Source organism: Micromonospora sp. NPDC005161, from assembly GCF_053599855.1.
This window is the reverse complement of the sequence record NZ_JBSFYQ010000013.1, coordinates 37,812-53,751: the sequence shown is the minus strand read 5'-3', so window position 1 is coordinate 53,751 and position 15,940 is coordinate 37,812. Positions and strand designations below refer to the sequence as shown.

16 protein-coding genes are annotated in these 15,940 nt (G+C 74.9%); 5 read left to right on the top strand and 11 right to left on the bottom strand.

What is annotated here, in order from left to right:
- Positions 1-59: 59 nt before the first annotated feature.
- Positions 60-1,067 carry a linear amide C-N hydrolase gene (locus ACWD5O_RS15020; protein ID WP_450085631.1) on the bottom strand — a complete coding sequence of 336 codons (1,008 nt, stop codon included), beginning with the start codon at positions 1,065-1,067 and terminating at the stop codon, positions 60-62.
- Between the two features lie 191 nt (positions 1,068-1,258).
- Here ACWD5O_RS15020 and ACWD5O_RS15015 point away from each other — a divergent pair, with 191 nt between their 5' ends.
- Both ACWD5O_RS15015 and ACWD5O_RS15010 read left to right on the top strand, forming a co-directional pair.
- Positions 1,259-1,471 (top strand): hypothetical protein, encoded by a 213-nt coding sequence (locus ACWD5O_RS15015; RefSeq protein WP_450085630.1) that lies wholly within the window; start codon positions 1,259-1,261, stop codon positions 1,469-1,471.
- A complete protein-coding gene (locus tag ACWD5O_RS15010; protein WP_450085629.1) occupies positions 1,429-1,650 on the top strand; it encodes a hypothetical protein in 222 nt (73 codons plus the stop codon). The genes ACWD5O_RS15015 and ACWD5O_RS15010 overlap by 43 nt, the downstream gene beginning before the upstream one ends.
- A 36-nt stretch (positions 1,651-1,686) precedes the next feature.
- On the opposite strand, the gene ACWD5O_RS15005 is transcribed toward ACWD5O_RS15010, so the two are convergent.
- The 6 genes from ACWD5O_RS15005 to ACWD5O_RS14980 all read right to left on the bottom strand — a co-directional run bounded on the left by ACWD5O_RS15005 (position 1,687) and on the right by ACWD5O_RS14980 (position 7,811).
- Complete coding sequence (locus tag ACWD5O_RS15005; protein WP_450085628.1) at positions 1,687-2,163, bottom strand: DUF1203 domain-containing protein; 477 nt, start codon at positions 2,161-2,163, stop codon at positions 1,687-1,689.
- Positions 2,164-2,267: 104 nt separating this feature from the next.
- Positions 2,268-3,869 (bottom strand): asparagine synthetase B family protein, encoded by a 1,602-nt coding sequence (locus ACWD5O_RS15000; RefSeq protein WP_450085627.1) that lies wholly within the window; start codon positions 3,867-3,869, stop codon positions 2,268-2,270.
- Positions 3,870-3,873: 4 nt separating this feature from the next.
- Positions 3,874-4,842 (bottom strand): DUF5715 family protein, encoded by a 969-nt coding sequence (locus tag ACWD5O_RS14995; protein WP_354962200.1) that lies wholly within the window; start codon positions 4,840-4,842, stop codon positions 3,874-3,876.
- 174 nt (positions 4,843-5,016) lie between these two features.
- Positions 5,017-5,814: an isocitrate lyase/PEP mutase family protein gene (locus tag ACWD5O_RS14990; RefSeq protein ID WP_450085626.1), complete on the bottom strand. Its 798-nt coding sequence runs from the start codon at positions 5,812-5,814 to the stop codon at positions 5,017-5,019.
- Positions 5,811-6,884: a cytochrome P450 gene (locus ACWD5O_RS14985; protein WP_450085625.1), complete on the bottom strand. Its 1,074-nt coding sequence runs from the start codon at positions 6,882-6,884 to the stop codon at positions 5,811-5,813. The genes ACWD5O_RS14990 and ACWD5O_RS14985 overlap by 4 nt, the downstream gene beginning before the upstream one ends.
- 183 nt (positions 6,885-7,067) lie before the next feature.
- Positions 7,068-7,811: an ArsR/SmtB family transcription factor gene (locus tag ACWD5O_RS14980; RefSeq protein ID WP_450085624.1), complete on the bottom strand. Its 744-nt coding sequence runs from the start codon at positions 7,809-7,811 to the stop codon at positions 7,068-7,070.
- A 146-nt stretch (positions 7,812-7,957) separates the two neighbouring features.
- Here ACWD5O_RS14980 and ACWD5O_RS14975 point away from each other — a divergent pair, with 146 nt between their 5' ends.
- Entirely contained in the window at positions 7,958-10,183 is a 2,226-nt protein-coding gene (locus tag ACWD5O_RS14975) for a family 43 glycosylhydrolase (protein ID WP_450085623.1), read from the top strand.
- Between the two features lie 103 nt (positions 10,184-10,286).
- Here ACWD5O_RS14975 and ACWD5O_RS14970 read toward each other — a convergent pair whose 3' ends face one another.
- The 3 genes from ACWD5O_RS14970 to ACWD5O_RS14960 are packed head-to-tail and all read right to left on the bottom strand — an operon-like array spanning position 10,287 to position 12,595.
- The gene (locus tag ACWD5O_RS14970) at positions 10,287-10,808 is read right to left on the bottom strand and encodes a 2'-5' RNA ligase family protein (RefSeq protein ID WP_354962205.1); all 522 of its coding nucleotides are present in this window, start codon (positions 10,806-10,808) and stop codon (positions 10,287-10,289) included.
- A 30-nt stretch (positions 10,809-10,838) separates the two neighbouring features.
- On the bottom strand, positions 10,839-11,444 hold the full coding sequence (locus ACWD5O_RS14965; protein ID WP_354962206.1) for a response regulator transcription factor: 606 nt from the start codon (positions 11,442-11,444) through the stop codon (positions 10,839-10,841).
- Entirely contained in the window at positions 11,441-12,595 is a 1,155-nt protein-coding gene (locus tag ACWD5O_RS14960) for a sensor histidine kinase (protein WP_450085622.1), read from the bottom strand. The genes ACWD5O_RS14965 and ACWD5O_RS14960 overlap by 4 nt, the downstream gene beginning before the upstream one ends.
- A 760-nt stretch (positions 12,596-13,355) precedes the next feature.
- Between ACWD5O_RS14960 and ACWD5O_RS14955 the strand changes: the two genes are divergently transcribed.
- A complete protein-coding gene (locus ACWD5O_RS14955) occupies positions 13,356-13,634 on the top strand; it encodes a hypothetical protein (RefSeq protein WP_450085621.1) in 279 nt (92 codons plus the stop codon).
- Between the two features lie 102 nt (positions 13,635-13,736).
- Positions 13,737-15,464, top strand: coding sequence for a DEAD/DEAH box helicase (locus tag ACWD5O_RS14950; RefSeq protein ID WP_450085620.1), 1,728 nt, complete (start codon positions 13,737-13,739; stop codon positions 15,462-15,464).
- A 45-nt stretch (positions 15,465-15,509) separates the two neighbouring features.
- Here ACWD5O_RS14950 and ACWD5O_RS14945 read toward each other — a convergent pair whose 3' ends face one another.
- Complete coding sequence (locus ACWD5O_RS14945; protein WP_450085619.1) at positions 15,510-15,914, bottom strand: DoxX family protein; 405 nt, start codon at positions 15,912-15,914, stop codon at positions 15,510-15,512.
- Positions 15,915-15,940: the final 26 nt, after the last annotated feature.

Sequence of the window (15,940 nt, the reverse complement as noted above, 5' to 3'; positions counted from 1 at the left end):
TCCCCGAATCCCGGGGGCCGGGCCCGGCCACGTCACGAGCGGGTGCGTACGCCGGGGAGTCAGCTCATCGGCAGCTGGTAGCGCCGCTCGCCGCCACCGGTCGCGGTGACCAGCCGGACCTCGCCGCTGCGCAGGCCGTACGTGACGGACCAGCGGGTGTGCCCCTGGCGGACCGACGCCAGCACCCGGTGCGCCGCGGCGGCGTCCACCACCCCACCGGCCCGGGTCAGGGCGGTGGCGATCTGCCCGTACCGGCGGTCCTCGCGGCGACGCTGCTCGGGCACCCCGGCGACCGGCACGTTGGTCAGCGCCTGCCAGCCGCCCGTGCCCCGCTCCACCCGCAGCTCACCATCGACGAACTCGATCACCGCCGAGGCTCCGGTCGCGTCGGCCAGCAGGTAGTGCAGTGGCGGCCCGCCGTCGAAGTCGAGGTTGTGCCGGGTGAACACGGCGATCGCCTCGTCGACCGTGGCGGCCCGGTCCAGCACCAGCCGCAGGATTCGTACCGAGCCGACGGTGGGCTTGCCCGGGTCGGGGCGGGCCGTCGCGGCGTCGTCGGCGGCCAGCCCCACCGCGAGGCCCCGCTCGTTCATCCCGTCGAAGGGCAGCAGCGGCGCGTTGAGCAGCCGCCGGTCACCGGCCGGGTCCGCGCCGACCCCGAGGTAGGAGATGTCGACCAGCGAGACGGCCGCGTACCCGTGGGGCGGATCGGTCCGCAGCACCAGCGCCGGGTTGGCGTCCCAGTCGAAGTTGCGGGCGAACACCGGCCGGGCGGGGTCGCCCGCGGCGACGAACAGCGAGCAGCCGAACGGGCTGGGCGGGGTGGCGTCGGTGCCCACCGTCGGGTCGTACGCCCCGACGTAGGTCATCTCGTACAGCGGCAGGTCGTCCACCCGGCGCAGGCTGGCCAGGGTCTGCGCGGCCTGGGCCGCGTCCTGCCGGGACGCGGTCGGCGTGGCCGCGGGCACCGGCGGCGCGGTGAGCAGCGGGCCTCCGGACCTGGGTGTGGTGCAGGAGGTGATTGCGAGCAGCAGGGCCGTCGTGACGGCCGGCAGGGTCCTGCGCATATCCGTTGGACGCTATGGGACCGATCGACGGTTGTCCACCGCGCCGGTGCGGTCTGTCGGATTCCGTCGCCGCGGTGATCCGGCCGGTCCATGCCCGGCGACCCGTGGACCGCACCGGTGCCTATGGGACCGGTCACCAAGGCGGTCGCAGCGGAGGCGGCCGACGGGACATTGTGCCAGCGTGATTCGACGTGAAACTTGCCGTCGGCGCGGCGCCCGCCCCACCCGAGCCGACCACACGCCGGCGTCCCCAGCCGCTCGACCTGGTGGCGGTGTTCCTCGCGGTGGCCGGCGCGGCCTGCGCGCTGGGCGGGCTGCTGCCCCGCGCCGAGACCACCGCCACCCTGCACCGGATCCTGCGATGCTGCACACCCGTGACGGGACCCGGCTGCTGGCGCTGCTGATCGGCACCAACATCGGGCCGCTGGCCGCACCCTGGGCGTCGCTGGCCACCCTGCTGTGGTTCGAGCGGTGTCGGGCGGCCGGGTTGACGGTGCCGGTGACCCGGTTCGTGGTGACCAGCGCCCTGCTGGCGGTCACCGGCACGCTCGCCGCGGTCGGCGCGCTGCTGTTGACGAGCTGAGCGCCGGTCACGCCACCGCCGGGGAGCGGGCCGGCGTCACCCGGCGGCCCGCTCCACGGCGAACATGAAGCAGCCGTACACCACGTTGCGACTGTGCAGCTCGTACACGGCCGGGTCGGCGAACAACTCCGCGATCACCGCCTCCGGGTCCGTGCCGTCGTGCAGGCGACCGCCGTGGATCCGGCCCTGCCGGTCGTACGCCCGCAGGACCTGGGGTCGCCCCCGCCAGTCCGGCGGGTGGCCGCCCGCCGGCTCCGGTCCCGGACAGGCGACGGCGTGCGCGAAGACCGGGCCGACCTCCCGGTACGGGCCGGCGGCGACCGGCGGCGCATAGCCGAAGAGCAGCAGCGCCTCCCCCGCCTCGGCGTCGCGCAGGCAGCAGCGCAGCGGTTCCCCGCCGCCCGCCGGGAGTACCTCGACGGGTCGGTCGGCGGCGTCCCGGCGGGTACAGCGGACGGTGTCGAGCGTCCCGGCCGGCAGGGCGCGGATCAGGAAGGCGGTGCTGGTCGTCATGCGTCCAGCCTGGCCCGGCGACGACGCGGGTGCTGGCGGTGATCGGACCTGGCGCTGGGCGCCAACCGGTCAGTCCGGTGCGCGGTCACGCCTCGGGCAAACGGTCAGCCGACCAGCGACCGGCGGGGCGGCCGGGGGCCGACCAGCCGACGGACCATCGGCGCGGCGTTCCACTTCGCCGCCCCGACGAGGTCGCGGGCGTGCTCCAGCACGGTGTAGTCGGGTCGGGTCAACCCGTCGGCGATGGCCCGGTCCAGGTCGTTGCCGCACCGGCTCAGCACGCTGTCGAAGTCGCGGCGCACCGGCTCGAGCAGGTCGTAGCCGAATGAGCGGTGCAGCCGGGCGAACAGCGGCTTGTACAGCCGGACCCGCTCGTGCAGGCCGGTGGAGTAGGACATCGGGTTCTTGGGTCGCTGCCGGACGTAGTCGGGCAGCACGTCGGCGAACGCCCGCCGGACGATCCACTTCTCCTGCCCGTCGCGCAGCTTCAGCCCCAGCGGCAGGCGCATCGCCAGCTCCACCACGCTCAGGTCGAGGAACGGCAGCCGCGCCTCGACACCGTGCCCCATGGCCGCCCGGTCGACCCGCTGCAACTCCGTGCGGCACAGGTTGCGGATCCGGTACAGGAACAACCGGCGGGACGCGGCGGCCTCGACCTGGTGGTACATCGGGTACCCACCGAACAGCTCGTCGGAGCCGTCGCCGGTCAGCACCACCTTGACGCCCAGGGCGCGCAGCCGCCGGAAGATCGGCACCGAGACCACCGCGTTGATGATGTCGCCGTACTCGGTCAGCTCGGAGATCCGGATGGCCTCGCGTACGTCGGTCAGCCGGATATCCCGCGGGCGCAGCTCGATGACCTCGTGCGGCACACCGAGGTCGGCGGCGAACCGCCGCGCGTACGCCACGTCCGGGCTGTCCGGCACGCCGACCGTCACCGCCACGCAGTCCGGGTGCACGTCCCGCACCTGCCGCAGGGTCAGCGAGCTGTCCAGCCCGCCGGAGAGCACCACACCGACGGTGAGGTCGGTCTCGACCCGCATCCGGATCGCGTCGGTCAGTGCGGCACGGACTAGCAGGGCGGCCTCGTCCGGGTCGTCGACGACCGGCAGACCGTCACCGAGGGTGAGCAGATCAACGTACGGTCGCAGCCGCACGTGGCCGTCCGGGTCCGCCCAGCCGTGGTGTCCCGGCGGCACCTCGGCGATCGGTGCGCCGTGCCCGACCAGCGCCTTGACCTCGGAGGCGAGGTGCAGGCACCCGGGCTGCCGGGCCCAGTACAGCGGCTTCACCCCGAGCGGGTCGCGGGCAAGGTACGCCCGGCCGGTGCCGCGTTCGACGACCACGAAGGCGTACTCGCCGCGCAGCCGGGTCACCGCCGCCTCGCCCCACTGCTCGAACGCGACGAGCAGCACCTCGGTGTCGCTCTCGGTGCGGAACACGTGCCCGAGCCGGGTCAGCTGCGCGCGCAGCTCCCGGTGGTTGAAGATCTCGCCGTTGAAGCAGAGCAGCCAGCGCTCGTCGATCGAGGTCCACGGCTGCACGGCCCGGTCCCGGTTCACCACCCGCAGCCGGCGGGTGCCGGCGAGCAGCCCGCTCTCCGAACGGGTCTCGGTGACCTCGCCGCGAGCGGCCAGGACGGCGAGCATCCTCCGGAAGGTCGTCGGGTCGGCCTCAGGGCCGATGCTCAACGCGATACCGCACATCGGCTCAGACCCCCATCTCGGTCTCGTACGCCCGACGCAGCCGACGCCGGGCGGTGGGCGCCAGGCAGAGATGCCAGGCCTGTCCCTCGTCGATCACGTTGAGCTCGCCGGCCTCCTGCCGGGCCAGCAGCAGCTCGCCGAGCGCCTCCCGCGCGCCGAAGCGCTCGTACCAGGCCAGCTCGACGTCCATCGAGTAGCCGAGGCAGTGCCCGCTGGGCAGCATCGCGGCGTAGCCCATGCGGCGCAGGCGGTACTGGTGCTCGGCGCTGCGGACCAGACTGGTCACCCACAGTGGCGGGGTGGCCGGCGGCGCCGCCGCGGCGAACTCCCGCCCGATGTCGTTGAGCAACGCGACCACCTCCCGCCGGGCCCGCCGGAAGAGGAGCCCGGCGGTGCGCGGGGTGGCGTCCGGCCGCAGTCGGCGACGCAGCCCCCGCGTGGCCCGGCCCAGCATGGTGGCGGGCTGCTCCTGGTAGCGGAAGCGCAGCAGGTCCCGCCGGCGCAGCCACTCCAGGTCGACCAGGTCGGCACTGCCGTTGACCTGATCGTCGGTGACGAAGGTGGGGGCGTCCTGCCACCACAGCACGTCGATGCGGGAGAGCAGGTAGATCCGGACCAGCGCGGTGAGGTCACCAGCCGAGGTGCGCTCGTTCGGCTGGTAGCGCGCCATCTCCAGCAGCAACGTCTCGCGCGCGCCGATCAGCCCCTGCGGGGTGGCGTCGAGCACCGCGGCGAGCGCCGGTTCGCGCAGCCGTTCGTCGATGAGCACCTGACGGGCGCGTGTGCTGGTCGCGTCGGCCAGGGCACCCACCTCGACCAGCAGGTCCGCGACGGCCGCCCGGTAGGCGGCGAGGTCCGGCGCGGTGGCGGGGAGGCGGCGGGGGGCGGTGCCGGAGGGTCGGCGGCGAGCCGGGGCGGTGGGCGACACGGGCGGACCGGGCTGCTGTCCCGGGCTACGGCTGGGCACGCGCATGACGGGGTCCCTTCTCCGGTCACGACTCTGGGTGGATCGCCCTGAACACACCGTAATCAAGCGGGACCGGAATGGGGCGAACAATCCTCCTATCTGCCCCGAAGGGAGCGGCGGGGCTGACGCGCGGCATGCGGCTCCGGCGGTGACGAACCACCGCCGGAGCCGGCGGGGAAATCAGTCGCCGTCCGCGGGCACCAGGCCCTGCACCGTCGCGTACGACGGCAGCCCCGGCGACGCCGTGAACCCACCGGCAGCGATCGCGTCGGCGGTGGCGACGACGGTGGCCAGCGCGGCCCGGAACAGCAGCGAGCCGGTGCTGACCCGGGCGACCCCGGCCCGCCTCAGCTCGTCGAGCCCGGGGCCGCCCGGTTGGTACAGCGCGTTCAGCGGCGCCTCGATCCGTTCGGTCAGCATCCGCAGCGTCGCCAGATCGACGGCGCCGGGGACGAAGATCCCGTCGGCGCCGGCGGCGCGGTAGGCCCGAGCGCGGGCCAGGGTCTGCGGCAGCGGATCGGCCACCCCGAGCCACCAGGTGTCGGTGCGGGCGTTGACGAACAGATCGGGCACCGCCGCCTTCACCGCCGCGATCTTGTCGGCGGTGCACTCCGGATCGGCCAGGGTGCCGTCGGCGCGCCCGTCCTCCAGGTTGATCCCGACCGCGCCGAGCCCGGCCAGCTCGGCCACGTACCCGGCGACCGCCGCCGGATCGTCGGAGAACCCGGCCTCCACGTCGACGGTGAGCAGGATCGGCAGCCGGGCGAGCCGGCGGGTCAGGGCCAGGGTCTCCGCGCCGGTGGCCGCCACGCCGTCGGGACGGCCGGCGGCCGCGGCGACCCCGAGGCTGGTGGTGCCGATGGCCGGATGGCCGCCCGCGGCCAGTGCCGCCGCCGAGGCGTGGTCCCAGGCGTTCGGCAGCAGCAGGGGGCGGTCGGTGTGGTGCAGGGCGTGGAACGCCGCACGGCGGTCGGTCATCGGACCGTCACCTCCAGGATCGCCGGAACGCGCAGGGTCGGGTGTGGCTCGTGGCGCAGCACGGCGTCGGTGCGTAGGCAGCGCTCGCGCAGCACGTCGAGCACCCCGGTGGCGAGGGCCAGCGCCTGCCGGTCGCCGGGGCAGCCGCGCTCCCCCGCGCCGAACGTGAGCAGCCCGGCCCCAGGCCGGCCGGGCCGGAACGCGGCCGGCTCGGCGAACGCCTCCGGGTCACGGTTGGCGGCGTCGAACCGGAGCAGCACGGGGCTGTTCGGCGGCAGGTCCTGGCCGCCCAGCCGTACCGCGGCGACGGTGACCCGTCGGGTGGCCCGCACCGGCGGGTCGAGCCGCAGCACCTCGGCCAGCAGGTCCGCCGTCGCCACGCCTGCCAGCGGATCCATCGCCCGCTCCGGGGCCGACGGGCCGGCGGACGCGCGGCGGGCGGGCGTGGGGAGCAGGTGGTGGGCGGCGGCGCCGATCAGGCCGGCGGTCGCGTCGCAGGCCTGGACCAGCAGGCCGATCAGGTTCGCCCGCACCTCCGGCCGTGCCGGTGGGCAGAGCTCCAGCAGCGTGGCGACTGCCCGGTCGGCCCGCCGGACCAGCGCCGGGTCGACCCCGGGGTGGTACGCGGCGGCGACGGCCGCGACCGCCGTCCCGGCGGCGGCCGGATCGGTCAGGCCGAGCCGGCCGGCCAGCACCCGCAGCGGAACCGGCCTGGCCAGTTCGCGCATCACGTCGAGGTGCGCACCGGCATCGTCCAGGGCGGCGGTGGTCCGTCGGGCCGCCTCCTGCCGTAGCTCGTCCGGGTCCAGCGCGGACAGTGCGGACGTCCCGATCGCGCGACGCTCGGCGTGCCACTCGGGCGGGCTGAACCGGCTGACCGCGCCGCGTAGCCAGGCGAGGGTGCCGGGCGGCCCGGTGTCCACGGGCGGCACCTGGAAGGCGGGATCGGTCAGCGCGGTCCGAACGTCGGCGTGCCGGGTCACCCACCAACCGCCACCGGTCTCGAACGTGGGCGGTCCGCACGCCGGCGTCTCGACAGCGGGCGGAACAACGGGCCAGTCATCAGTCACCGCCCGACCGTAGGACCCGAACCGTTCGCCCCCCACCGAACAATCCCGTCGCCCGCACCGCCGCGCCGCGCCGCCCGACCAAGATCGTGCTTCATCCTGGATCGAGTGGCCTGCGGGCCTGGGGAAGCCACTCGATCCAGGATGTTGCGTCTGCGGCTCCCTCTGCCACGGCGTCCCCGGGGTTCAGGCGCGGCCGCTGGTGGTTGGCGCAGGCGGCGTGGGGCTGAGGGCGTGTTCGGGGATGTTCAGGGTCGCGGCCAGGGCCGATCGGCCGGTCGGGGTGAGGCGGACAGCACGGCCGGCGCCCCGGGCCGTCCAGCCCCGCTCGCCGAAGCGACGGCAGAGCGCCGCGCCGAGCGCCCCTGCCAGGTGCGGCCGGCGCTCGGTCCAGTCCAGGCAGTCGCGCACCACCGGGCGCCGCGCGGTGCGCAGCACGTCCACGGGTACGCCCAGCCCGGCCGCCCACGCCCACCCGTCGGGCGTCAGCGTCAGCCCGCTGGCCCGGTCCAGCCGCCCGTCGGCCAGCAGCGCGTCGTACATCAACACGCCCAGCCGCCCGGCGAGGTGGTCGTAGCAGGTGCGGGCGTACGCCATCGCGGCACCAGCGGTGGACGCCCGCAGCGAACCGGTCGGCGCGGGTGGGGTCGGGGCGTGCCCGGCCAGGCCCTCGATCAGCTGGGCCACCGACGGCCCGGCCAGCCGCAGGTAGCGGTGCCGGCCCTGCCGCTCCTCGACCAGCAGCCCACCCCGGACCAGCCGGGTGAGGTGGTCGCTGGCGGTCGACGGCGCGACCCCGGTCCGGCGGGCCAGCTCCCCGGCGGTCCACGCGCGGCCGTCGAGCAGCGCAAGGCAGATGCCGGCCCGGGTGCCGTCGGCCAGCAGGGCGGCCAGATCGGCCATCCCCCGGCCCTCGGTGACAGCGCTCATCTCCCCATCATCGTCCTGCCCAGGGGCGTACCAGCCAGCAGGGTCCGGCATCGGCGGTCTTTACAACGTTGTATCCATCGTTGTAGAAACGGTGGACACACCGCTCCTGTCGATGCACCGCCAACCTCCCCCCGAGGCAGGTCCACATGCGACATCTCCGCCGTAGCGGCGCGCTCACCGCCGCGCTCGGTCTGATCCTGACCGCGACCGCACCCGCTCCCGCCGCCGGCTCCGACGGCCCGTCCCGCTACCGCAACCCGATCTCGACCGCCGTCGGCGACACCTTCGCCGACCCGGTCATCGTCCGCGGCGACGACGGCTTCTGGTACGCCTACGGCACCACCGACCCGCTCCGCGAGGGCGAGCGCGAGTTCCACCGGGTGCCCACCGCCCGCTCGGCCGACCTGGTCGACTGGACGTACGTCGGCGACGCGTTCGGCCCCGACCAGCGCCCGCCGTACGCGGCGCCCGGCGCGGCATTCTGGGCGCCGGACGTGCGCCGCCTCGGCGACCGGTGGGTCATGTACGTGACAGTCACCGACACCACCGTCTCCACCGAGGGCAGCGACTACGCCATCGGTGCGGCGACCGCGCCCACCCCGACCGGGCCGTGGACCTTCGCCGCCGAACCCGTCGTCGCCCCGCGTCCCGGTGGTGGTGGCGGCTACCTGTGGACCATCGACCCCAGCCAGTTCACCGACGTCGACGGCCGCAGCTACCTCTACCACGGCAGCTACTACGGCGGCATCTCGGTCACCGAGCTCAGCCCGGACGGGCTCACCGCGGTCGGCACACCGACCCTGGTGGCCATCGACAACAAGTTCGAGGGCAGCTACGTGCTGCGCCACGACGGCTGGTACTACCTGTTCGCCTCCACCGCGAACTGCTGCGCCGGCCCCGCCACCGGCTACTCCGTCCAGGTCGGACGCGCGCGCAGCCCGCGCGGCCCGTTCACCGACCGCGACGGGGTCGCGCTGACCGCGTCCCGGGCCGGCGGCACGCCGGTGCTCACCCAGAACGGCAACCGGTGGATCGGCACCGGGCACAACGGGTTCCTCACGGACATGTCCGGACAGGACTGGATCGTCTACCACGCGATCGACCGCGCCGACCCGTACCTGGACGAGCCGTTCGGCATCAACGAACGCCCGATGCTGCTGGACCGGCTCGACTGGATCGACGGCTGGCCGACGGTGAACGCCGGCGCCGGCCCGTCCGAGGGCAACCGACCCGCACCGGTGACCACCGGCCGGGTCGACGACCGGTTCGACGCCGCCGGGCTGTCCGGCTGGCGACGTGGCGCCGGCGAGTGGCGGGTCACCGACGGTCAGCTCACCGGCAGCGGCGCGCTGTCCAGCCGTACCACTGTCGGCGGCGACGTGCGGGCGGAGGCCGACCTGCGGTTGACCGGCGCGGCCACCGCCGGGATCACCCTCGGCGGCCGGGTCGAGGTCCGGGTGGACGCGGCCGGCGGCCGGCTGGTGGCCAGCGACGCCGACCGGCGTGCTACCGCGCCGCTGCCCGCCGGGCTCGACCTGGCCGCCCGGCACAACCTGGCCATCGAGGTACGCGGCCAGCAGCTGGTCGCCGAGCTGAGCCCGGCCCGCCTCGGTGATCAGCTCGCCGTGGTGTCGCTGCGACTGGACCGTCCGGTCGCCGGTCGCCCCGGACTGGCCGCCACGGGCGGCACGGCCGTGTTCGACAACGTCAGCGTGGCCCGGCTGTACCAGCCGGCGAAGCGGGCGGTGCCGGAGCCCCGGGTCGGCGCGCCGCTGCGGGCGTACTCCGACGAGTTCGGCGACGGGCTGGACGGCGGCTGGCGGTGGGTGCGCGAGGATCCGGCGGCCACCGTCGCCGGCGGCGCGCTGCGCTGGCCGGTGCAGAACGCCGACCTGACCGGCACCGGCAACACCGCAGGGTTGCTGCTGCGTGACGCGCCGCGCGGCGACTACGTGGCGGAGACGAAGGTGACGCTGGACCTGGGCGAGGAGACGGTCCGCAACTACCAGCAGGCCGGGCTGGTCGCGTACGTGGACGACGACCGGTTCGCCCGGCTGGCCCAGGTGGCGATCTGGAACACCCGGCAGGTCGAGTACGGCTACGAGCTGCCCTTCGCCGGCCAGCCGGTGTACGGCGGCAGCATCGTCGGCACCCCGGCCACCACCACCTGGCTGCGGCTGGCGCACCACGTCGACCCGGCCACCGGAGAGCACGAGTTCCGGGCCGGCTCCAGCCGGGACGGGCGGAGCTGGACCTGGGGTGCGGTGTGGACCTTCCCGGCCGACACCACCCCGCGCATCGGGCTGGTCGCGCACGGCGGCGCCGAGCCGCCGGTCACCGCCGAGTTCGACTACCTGCGCTTCTATCGCTGACGCAGTCGGGGGGCCTCCGTCCCGAGGACGGAGGCCCCCCGAGGCCGGTGCCGACGAAGATGGCGGCTCGGTGGACACATCCGAACAGGACGGTCGCGCGGGATCAGATCTGCCGGCGCGTCAGCGGTGCCACCGACCGGTCGGTGCCGTCGTAGCTACGGGCCCCGACGAACGCGCCCGTCGGCCGCTGACCGCCGGCGACGGCGCGGGCCAGCCGCAGGTCCGCGTTGCGGAACCGCAGCGCCACGCTCAGGTGCGGCACCCACCCACCCGGCGCGTGCCACGGACGATGTCCGGCGGCGTCGGCGAGCACGTCCCAGACGGCGGCGTGCAGTGCGGTCAGCGCCGGCGTGGGTCGCACGAGCCAGACCAACGGCGCACTGCCGTCGAGAACGACGATGCGGTCGAGCGTGACCGGCACCGGCAGCGCGGCGTCGAACAGGTCGGTCAGGCGGTGCTCGGCCCCGGGCGGGAACTCGTCCACCGCGGCGAGGGTCAGGTGCGGCCGGTTGGTCGGGTGGGTGTTGCGGGCCAGGCTGGGCAGCCCGGCCGCGGCCAACCGGTCCCAGGCGGACCGGACCGCCGCGTCCAACCCGGCCGAGCAGACCAGTTCCACCGTACGCACCAGGCCACCGTAACCGTGCCGGCGACGCGGTCAGAGCCAGCCGTTGTCCCGGGCGGTGCGCACCGCCTCCGACCGGTCGGCCGCCCCGAGCTTCTGCACGGCGGCGGAGAGGTGGTTGCGCACCGTGCCGGTGGACAGGTGCACCCGGCGGGCGATCACCGCCACCGGGGCGCCGAACTCGGCCAGCCGCAGGGTCTCCAGCTCGCGGGGGGTCAGCGGGCAGGTGGGCAGGGTCAGCGCGTCGGCGGCGAGCGACGGATCGACGTACCGGCCGCCGCCGTGCACCCGGCGGATCACGTCGGCGAGCGCCCCGCCCGGCGAGCCCTTGGGCAGGAATCCCCGCGCGCCCGCCGTCAACGCCTGCCGCAGGTGCCCCGGCCGGCCGTGCCCCGTCAACACCACCACCGCGCAGGCCGGCAGTGCCCGGGTCAGCTCGGCGGCCACCTCGATGCCGTTCAGGCCGGGCATCTCCAGGTCCACCACGGCCACGTCGGGACGATGCGCGAGCGCTGCGTCGACCGCGGCCCGGCCCTCGGCGGCCTGGGCCACGACCTCGATGTCCGGTTCCAGCCCGAGCAGCGCGGCGACGGCCACCCGCATCAGCTCCTCGTCGTCGGCGAGCAGGACGCGGATCACGGAACCACCGGCAGGATGGCTTCCAGGGTGAACACCGCGTCCTCGCGGCGCACCCGCAGCTCCCCTCCGGCGGCCGCGAGCCGTTCGGCGAGCCCTCGCAGGCCGTGGCTGTGCGCGTCCGGACCACGGTCGTCGGCGCCGTCGTTGGCCACCGTCATCCTGGCCACGTCGTCCTCCCGGTCGATGCTGATCCGGCACCAGCCGGCGCGACTGTGCCGCAGCACGTTCGTCCCCGCCTCACGCAGCACGGCGGCCAGCTCGGTGGCGGCGGCCTGCGGCAGGTCGGCCGGTGGCTGAGGCACCGTGCAGCGCACCCCACAGGAGCGCAGGACGCCCGCCACGGCGGCCAGCTGTTCGCCGAGGTCGACGGTCCGGTAGCCGTGCACGGTCTCCCGTACCTCGGTCAGCGCGGATGCCGCGAGCCGCTGGACGTCGGTGGCCTCCTGGCCGGCCCGTTCGGGGTCGATCGGGGCCAGCCGGGCGGCGAGTTCGGCCTTCAACGCGATCACGGTGAGGTTGTGGCCCAGCACGTCGTGCACGTCGCGGGCGAAGCGCAGACGCTCCTCGGCGGCGGCCAGCCGGGCGCGGGCGGCCTGCCCCTGTCGAGCCTCCACGAGCAGGTCCCAGAACCAGACCTGGAACCAGTTGACCGCGGCGACGGACAGCCCGATCCCGCCGGTGACAGCCAGGTGGCGCCCGACGGAGCCGTCGGTCCACCAGGCCACTCCCGCCGACGCCAGCAGGGCGCCGACCGCCACCGCCACCGCGGCCGGGAGCCGGACCAGCAGCGGGGCCATGCCGATCAGGGACGCGCCGAGCCAGGCCCAGGTCGGCCAGACACCTGCCGCCACCGGCCCCACCAGCGGGACGGTCAGCACCGCCACCCCGGCCAGGCTGAGCTGTGCCCGACGCCGCCAGCGGTGGTCGAGCCACGGCGTCACGGCGGCGTACAGCACGGCGGTCTGAGCGGCCGCGAAGGCGAGGATGCCGGCCGCGCCGAAGGAGACGCGGCCGGGATCGGGATCGCGGGTCAGGCCGACCGCGGGCAGCAGCACGCTCGCCCACACTCCGGTGGCCAGCGACAGCAGAGTCGCCTGCCGGGCCCGGTGCAGCCGCCGGTCCGCCCGGGGAGTCACCGCCTCGCTCGCCACGGCACCGATACTAGGGCCGCTCCGCGCCCGGTCCACCCCAGCGGATGTCACGGTCGAGCCGTGCAGTCCGCACGGTTTTCCGGTGACGGATGGAACTGCCGGCTGCTCGCGTACACCACCAGGGTGGACGGCATGGAGATGACACGGACAGACATTGACGCTCTCGCCGTACCGCCGACCGGGCCGCTGCCAGCCGAGCGGCCGGCACCGCCGGGCACGACGCCCGCCACCGTGGCGGGCGGCGGCACGCGGCACCTGCTGCGGCACCTCGCCGAGATGGCGCTCGCCATGGTCGCCGGGATGCTGCTGCTCGGCCCGTTGTGGGACGCGGCCGGCGCCGCGCTGGGGCTCGCCGGCCCGCTGGGCCGGCCGGAGGTGGCCGCCCTGGTGATGGCCACCGACATGACCATCGGCATGACGGTCTGGATGCGCTACCGCGCGCATCGCTGGCTCGCGGTCGGCGAGATGGCCGCCGCGATGTACGTCCCGTTCCTGCTGCTCTTCGCGCCGATGTGGGCCGGCCTGCTGGACGCCGACGCGATGCTGCTCGGCGGCCACCTGCTGATGGTGCCGGCGATGGTGCTGGTGGCGGTGCGACACCGTCACGAGGCCCCGGTGCCCGTACGCCGGCATCCGGCCGTGGTGGCGATCGCCCGCCGGTGGCCGACCGGGCTGGCGCTGCTGATGACCGTGGACAACTGGGTCGACCCGGGCGTACTCACCCCGTGGGCGATGCTGGTGCTGCCCCGGCGGCTACCTGGTGATCGGTCTGGCCCGCGGCACACTGCGCGGACCGGGCGTGCTCACCACCCAACTGCTCGGCCTGGCCGGCTGGGTCACCCTTACCCTGGTCGCGGTGACGGCCGGCGGACGGACCGCCGCGTGGCTGGTGGCGTTCGGTTGGCTGGCGCACGCCGCCTGGGACCTGGTCCACCACCGCATCGGGCGGGTGGTGCCGCGCGGCTACGCCGAGTGGTGTGGGGTACTCGACGCGGTTGTGGGGGTCACCGTGATCCTGGCGATCCTGACCACCGGGTGAACGGAGCGCCCGCCGGCACGGGGCGGCGGGCGGCAGGTCCTCCCGCGGCGCGTTGTGCCGGTCGCCGCAGCGGGTGCGGCGGCGTGATGAAAGGCTTGGCGCATGAGTTCCGCACCTGCACAGCACGACGCACCGACCGACACCACCCCCGACGGCACCGACGAGGCGAACGCCTTCACGGAGCTGGGGCTGCGCACCGAACTGCTGGGCGCGCTGTCCGCTCTCGGTTACGAGGAGCCGACGCCCATCCAGCGGGAGGCGATCCCACCGCTGCTGGAGGGTCGGGACCTGCTGGGCCAGGCGGCCACCGGCACCGGCAAGACGGCGGCGTTCGCGCTGCCGCTGCTGCACCGGATGCCGGCTCACGGCGACGGCGGGGACCCGGTCGCGTTGGTGCTGGTGCCTACCCGGGAGCTGGCGGTGCAGGTGTCCGAGGCGTTCCACCGCTACGGCAAGGACCTGGGCGCCCGGGTGCTGCCGATCTACGGTGGGCAGCCGATCGGGCGGCAGCTGCGGGCACTGGACAGCGGGGTGGACGTGGTGGTGGCCACCCCGGGGCGGGCCCTCGATCACATCGCCCGGGGCACGCTGCGGCTGGGTGGGCTGGCCACGGTGGTGCTCGACGAGGCCGACGAGATGCTCGACATGGGCTTCGCCGAGGACATCGAGGCGATCCTGGAGCACGCGCCGGCGCAGCGCCAGACCGTGCTCTTCTCGGCCACGATGCCGTCCCGCATCGACGGGATGGCCCGGCAGCACCTGCGCGATCCGGTGCGCATCGAGATCGGCCGGGAGCAGCCGGTGGCCGGCGAGGCGCCCCGGGTGCGGCAGAGCGCGTACATCGTGACCCGGGCGCACAAGCCCGCCGCGCTGGGCCGGGTGCTGGACGTGGAGTCGCCCACCGCGGCGATCGTGTTCTGCCGCAGCCGGGAGGAGGTGGACCGGCTGACCGAGACGATGAACGGCCGGGGCTACCGCTCCGAGGCGCTGCACGGCGGGATGAGCCAGGAGCAGCGGGACCGGGTGATGGGGCGGCTGCGGGCCGGCACCGCCGACCTGCTGGTCGCCACCGACGTGGCGGCCCGCGGGCTGGACATCGAGCAGCTCACCCACGTGGTCAACTACGACGTGCCGTCGGCGCCGGAGTCGTACGTGCACCGGATCGGCCGGGTTGGCCGGGCCGGGCGCGAGGGCGTGGCGATCACCCTCGCCGAGCCGCGCGAGCACCGGATGCTGAAGACCATCGAGCGGGTGACCGGTCAGCGGATCACCATCGACAAGATCCCGACGGTGGCGGACATGCGTACCCGCCGGCTGGAGCTGACCCAGGCGGCGCTGCGGGAGAGCCTGCTGGAGGACGACCTCGACCCGTTCCGGGTGATCGTGGAGACGCTGACGGACGAGTTCGACCTGATGGAGGTGGCCCTCGCCGCGGTGAAGCTGGCACACGAGGTGACCTCCCCGGGCTCGGACGACGAGGAGGAGATTCCGCAGGCGCCGGTGCGCGGCCCGCGCGAGGGCCGGCCCGAGGCCGGCGGTCGGGGCGGCGATCGGCGCGGTGGCGGTCGGCCACGGATGGCCGGCAACACCGTCCAGGTCTTCGTCGGCCTGGGCCGTCGCGCCGGGGTGCGCCCGCAGGACCTGGTCGGCGCGATCACCGGGGAGACCGGGATCAGCGGCCGGGACATCGGCTCGATCGAGATCGCCGACCGGTTCTCGCTGGTGGAGGTGCCGCAGGGCGTGGCCGACGAGGTGATCTCCGGGTTGCGCTCCAGCACCATCAAGGGCCGCAGGGCCACCGTGCGCCGGGACCGCGGCGGCGACCGCTGAACGACCGCCGGCGACCGTCGGGTACGACGGTCGCCGGCGCAAGGATCAGAAGGAGTACGGGCCGAACCGGCCCCACGCCACGACCGCGGCGAGGACGAGCAGCACCGTGCAGGTCACGGCGCCCTGCAGCTCCGTCCGGCGCCGGTCGTCGGTGTCCTGCCTCTTCATGTCGCGCAGGTGCACCAGGATGCCGCCGATCATGACGATGACCAGGCCGACCGCCGCGAGCGGGGTGAGCACGGTGGCGATGCCGGTGAGCGGCGGAAGCACCAGCCCGACGGCGGCCAGCAGCTCGGCGGCGCCGAGCGCCTTGACCTGGTGCGGCGGGACCGGGTCCACCCAGCGCATCAGGTCGCGCAGCTTGTCCTTGGGCTGCGTCAGTTTGGCCGTGCCGGCGCCGGCGAAGACGACGGCGAGCAGGATCTGGATGATCCAGAGCACCAGATTCACGGGGGGTTTCCTCCGGGGGTACCGCC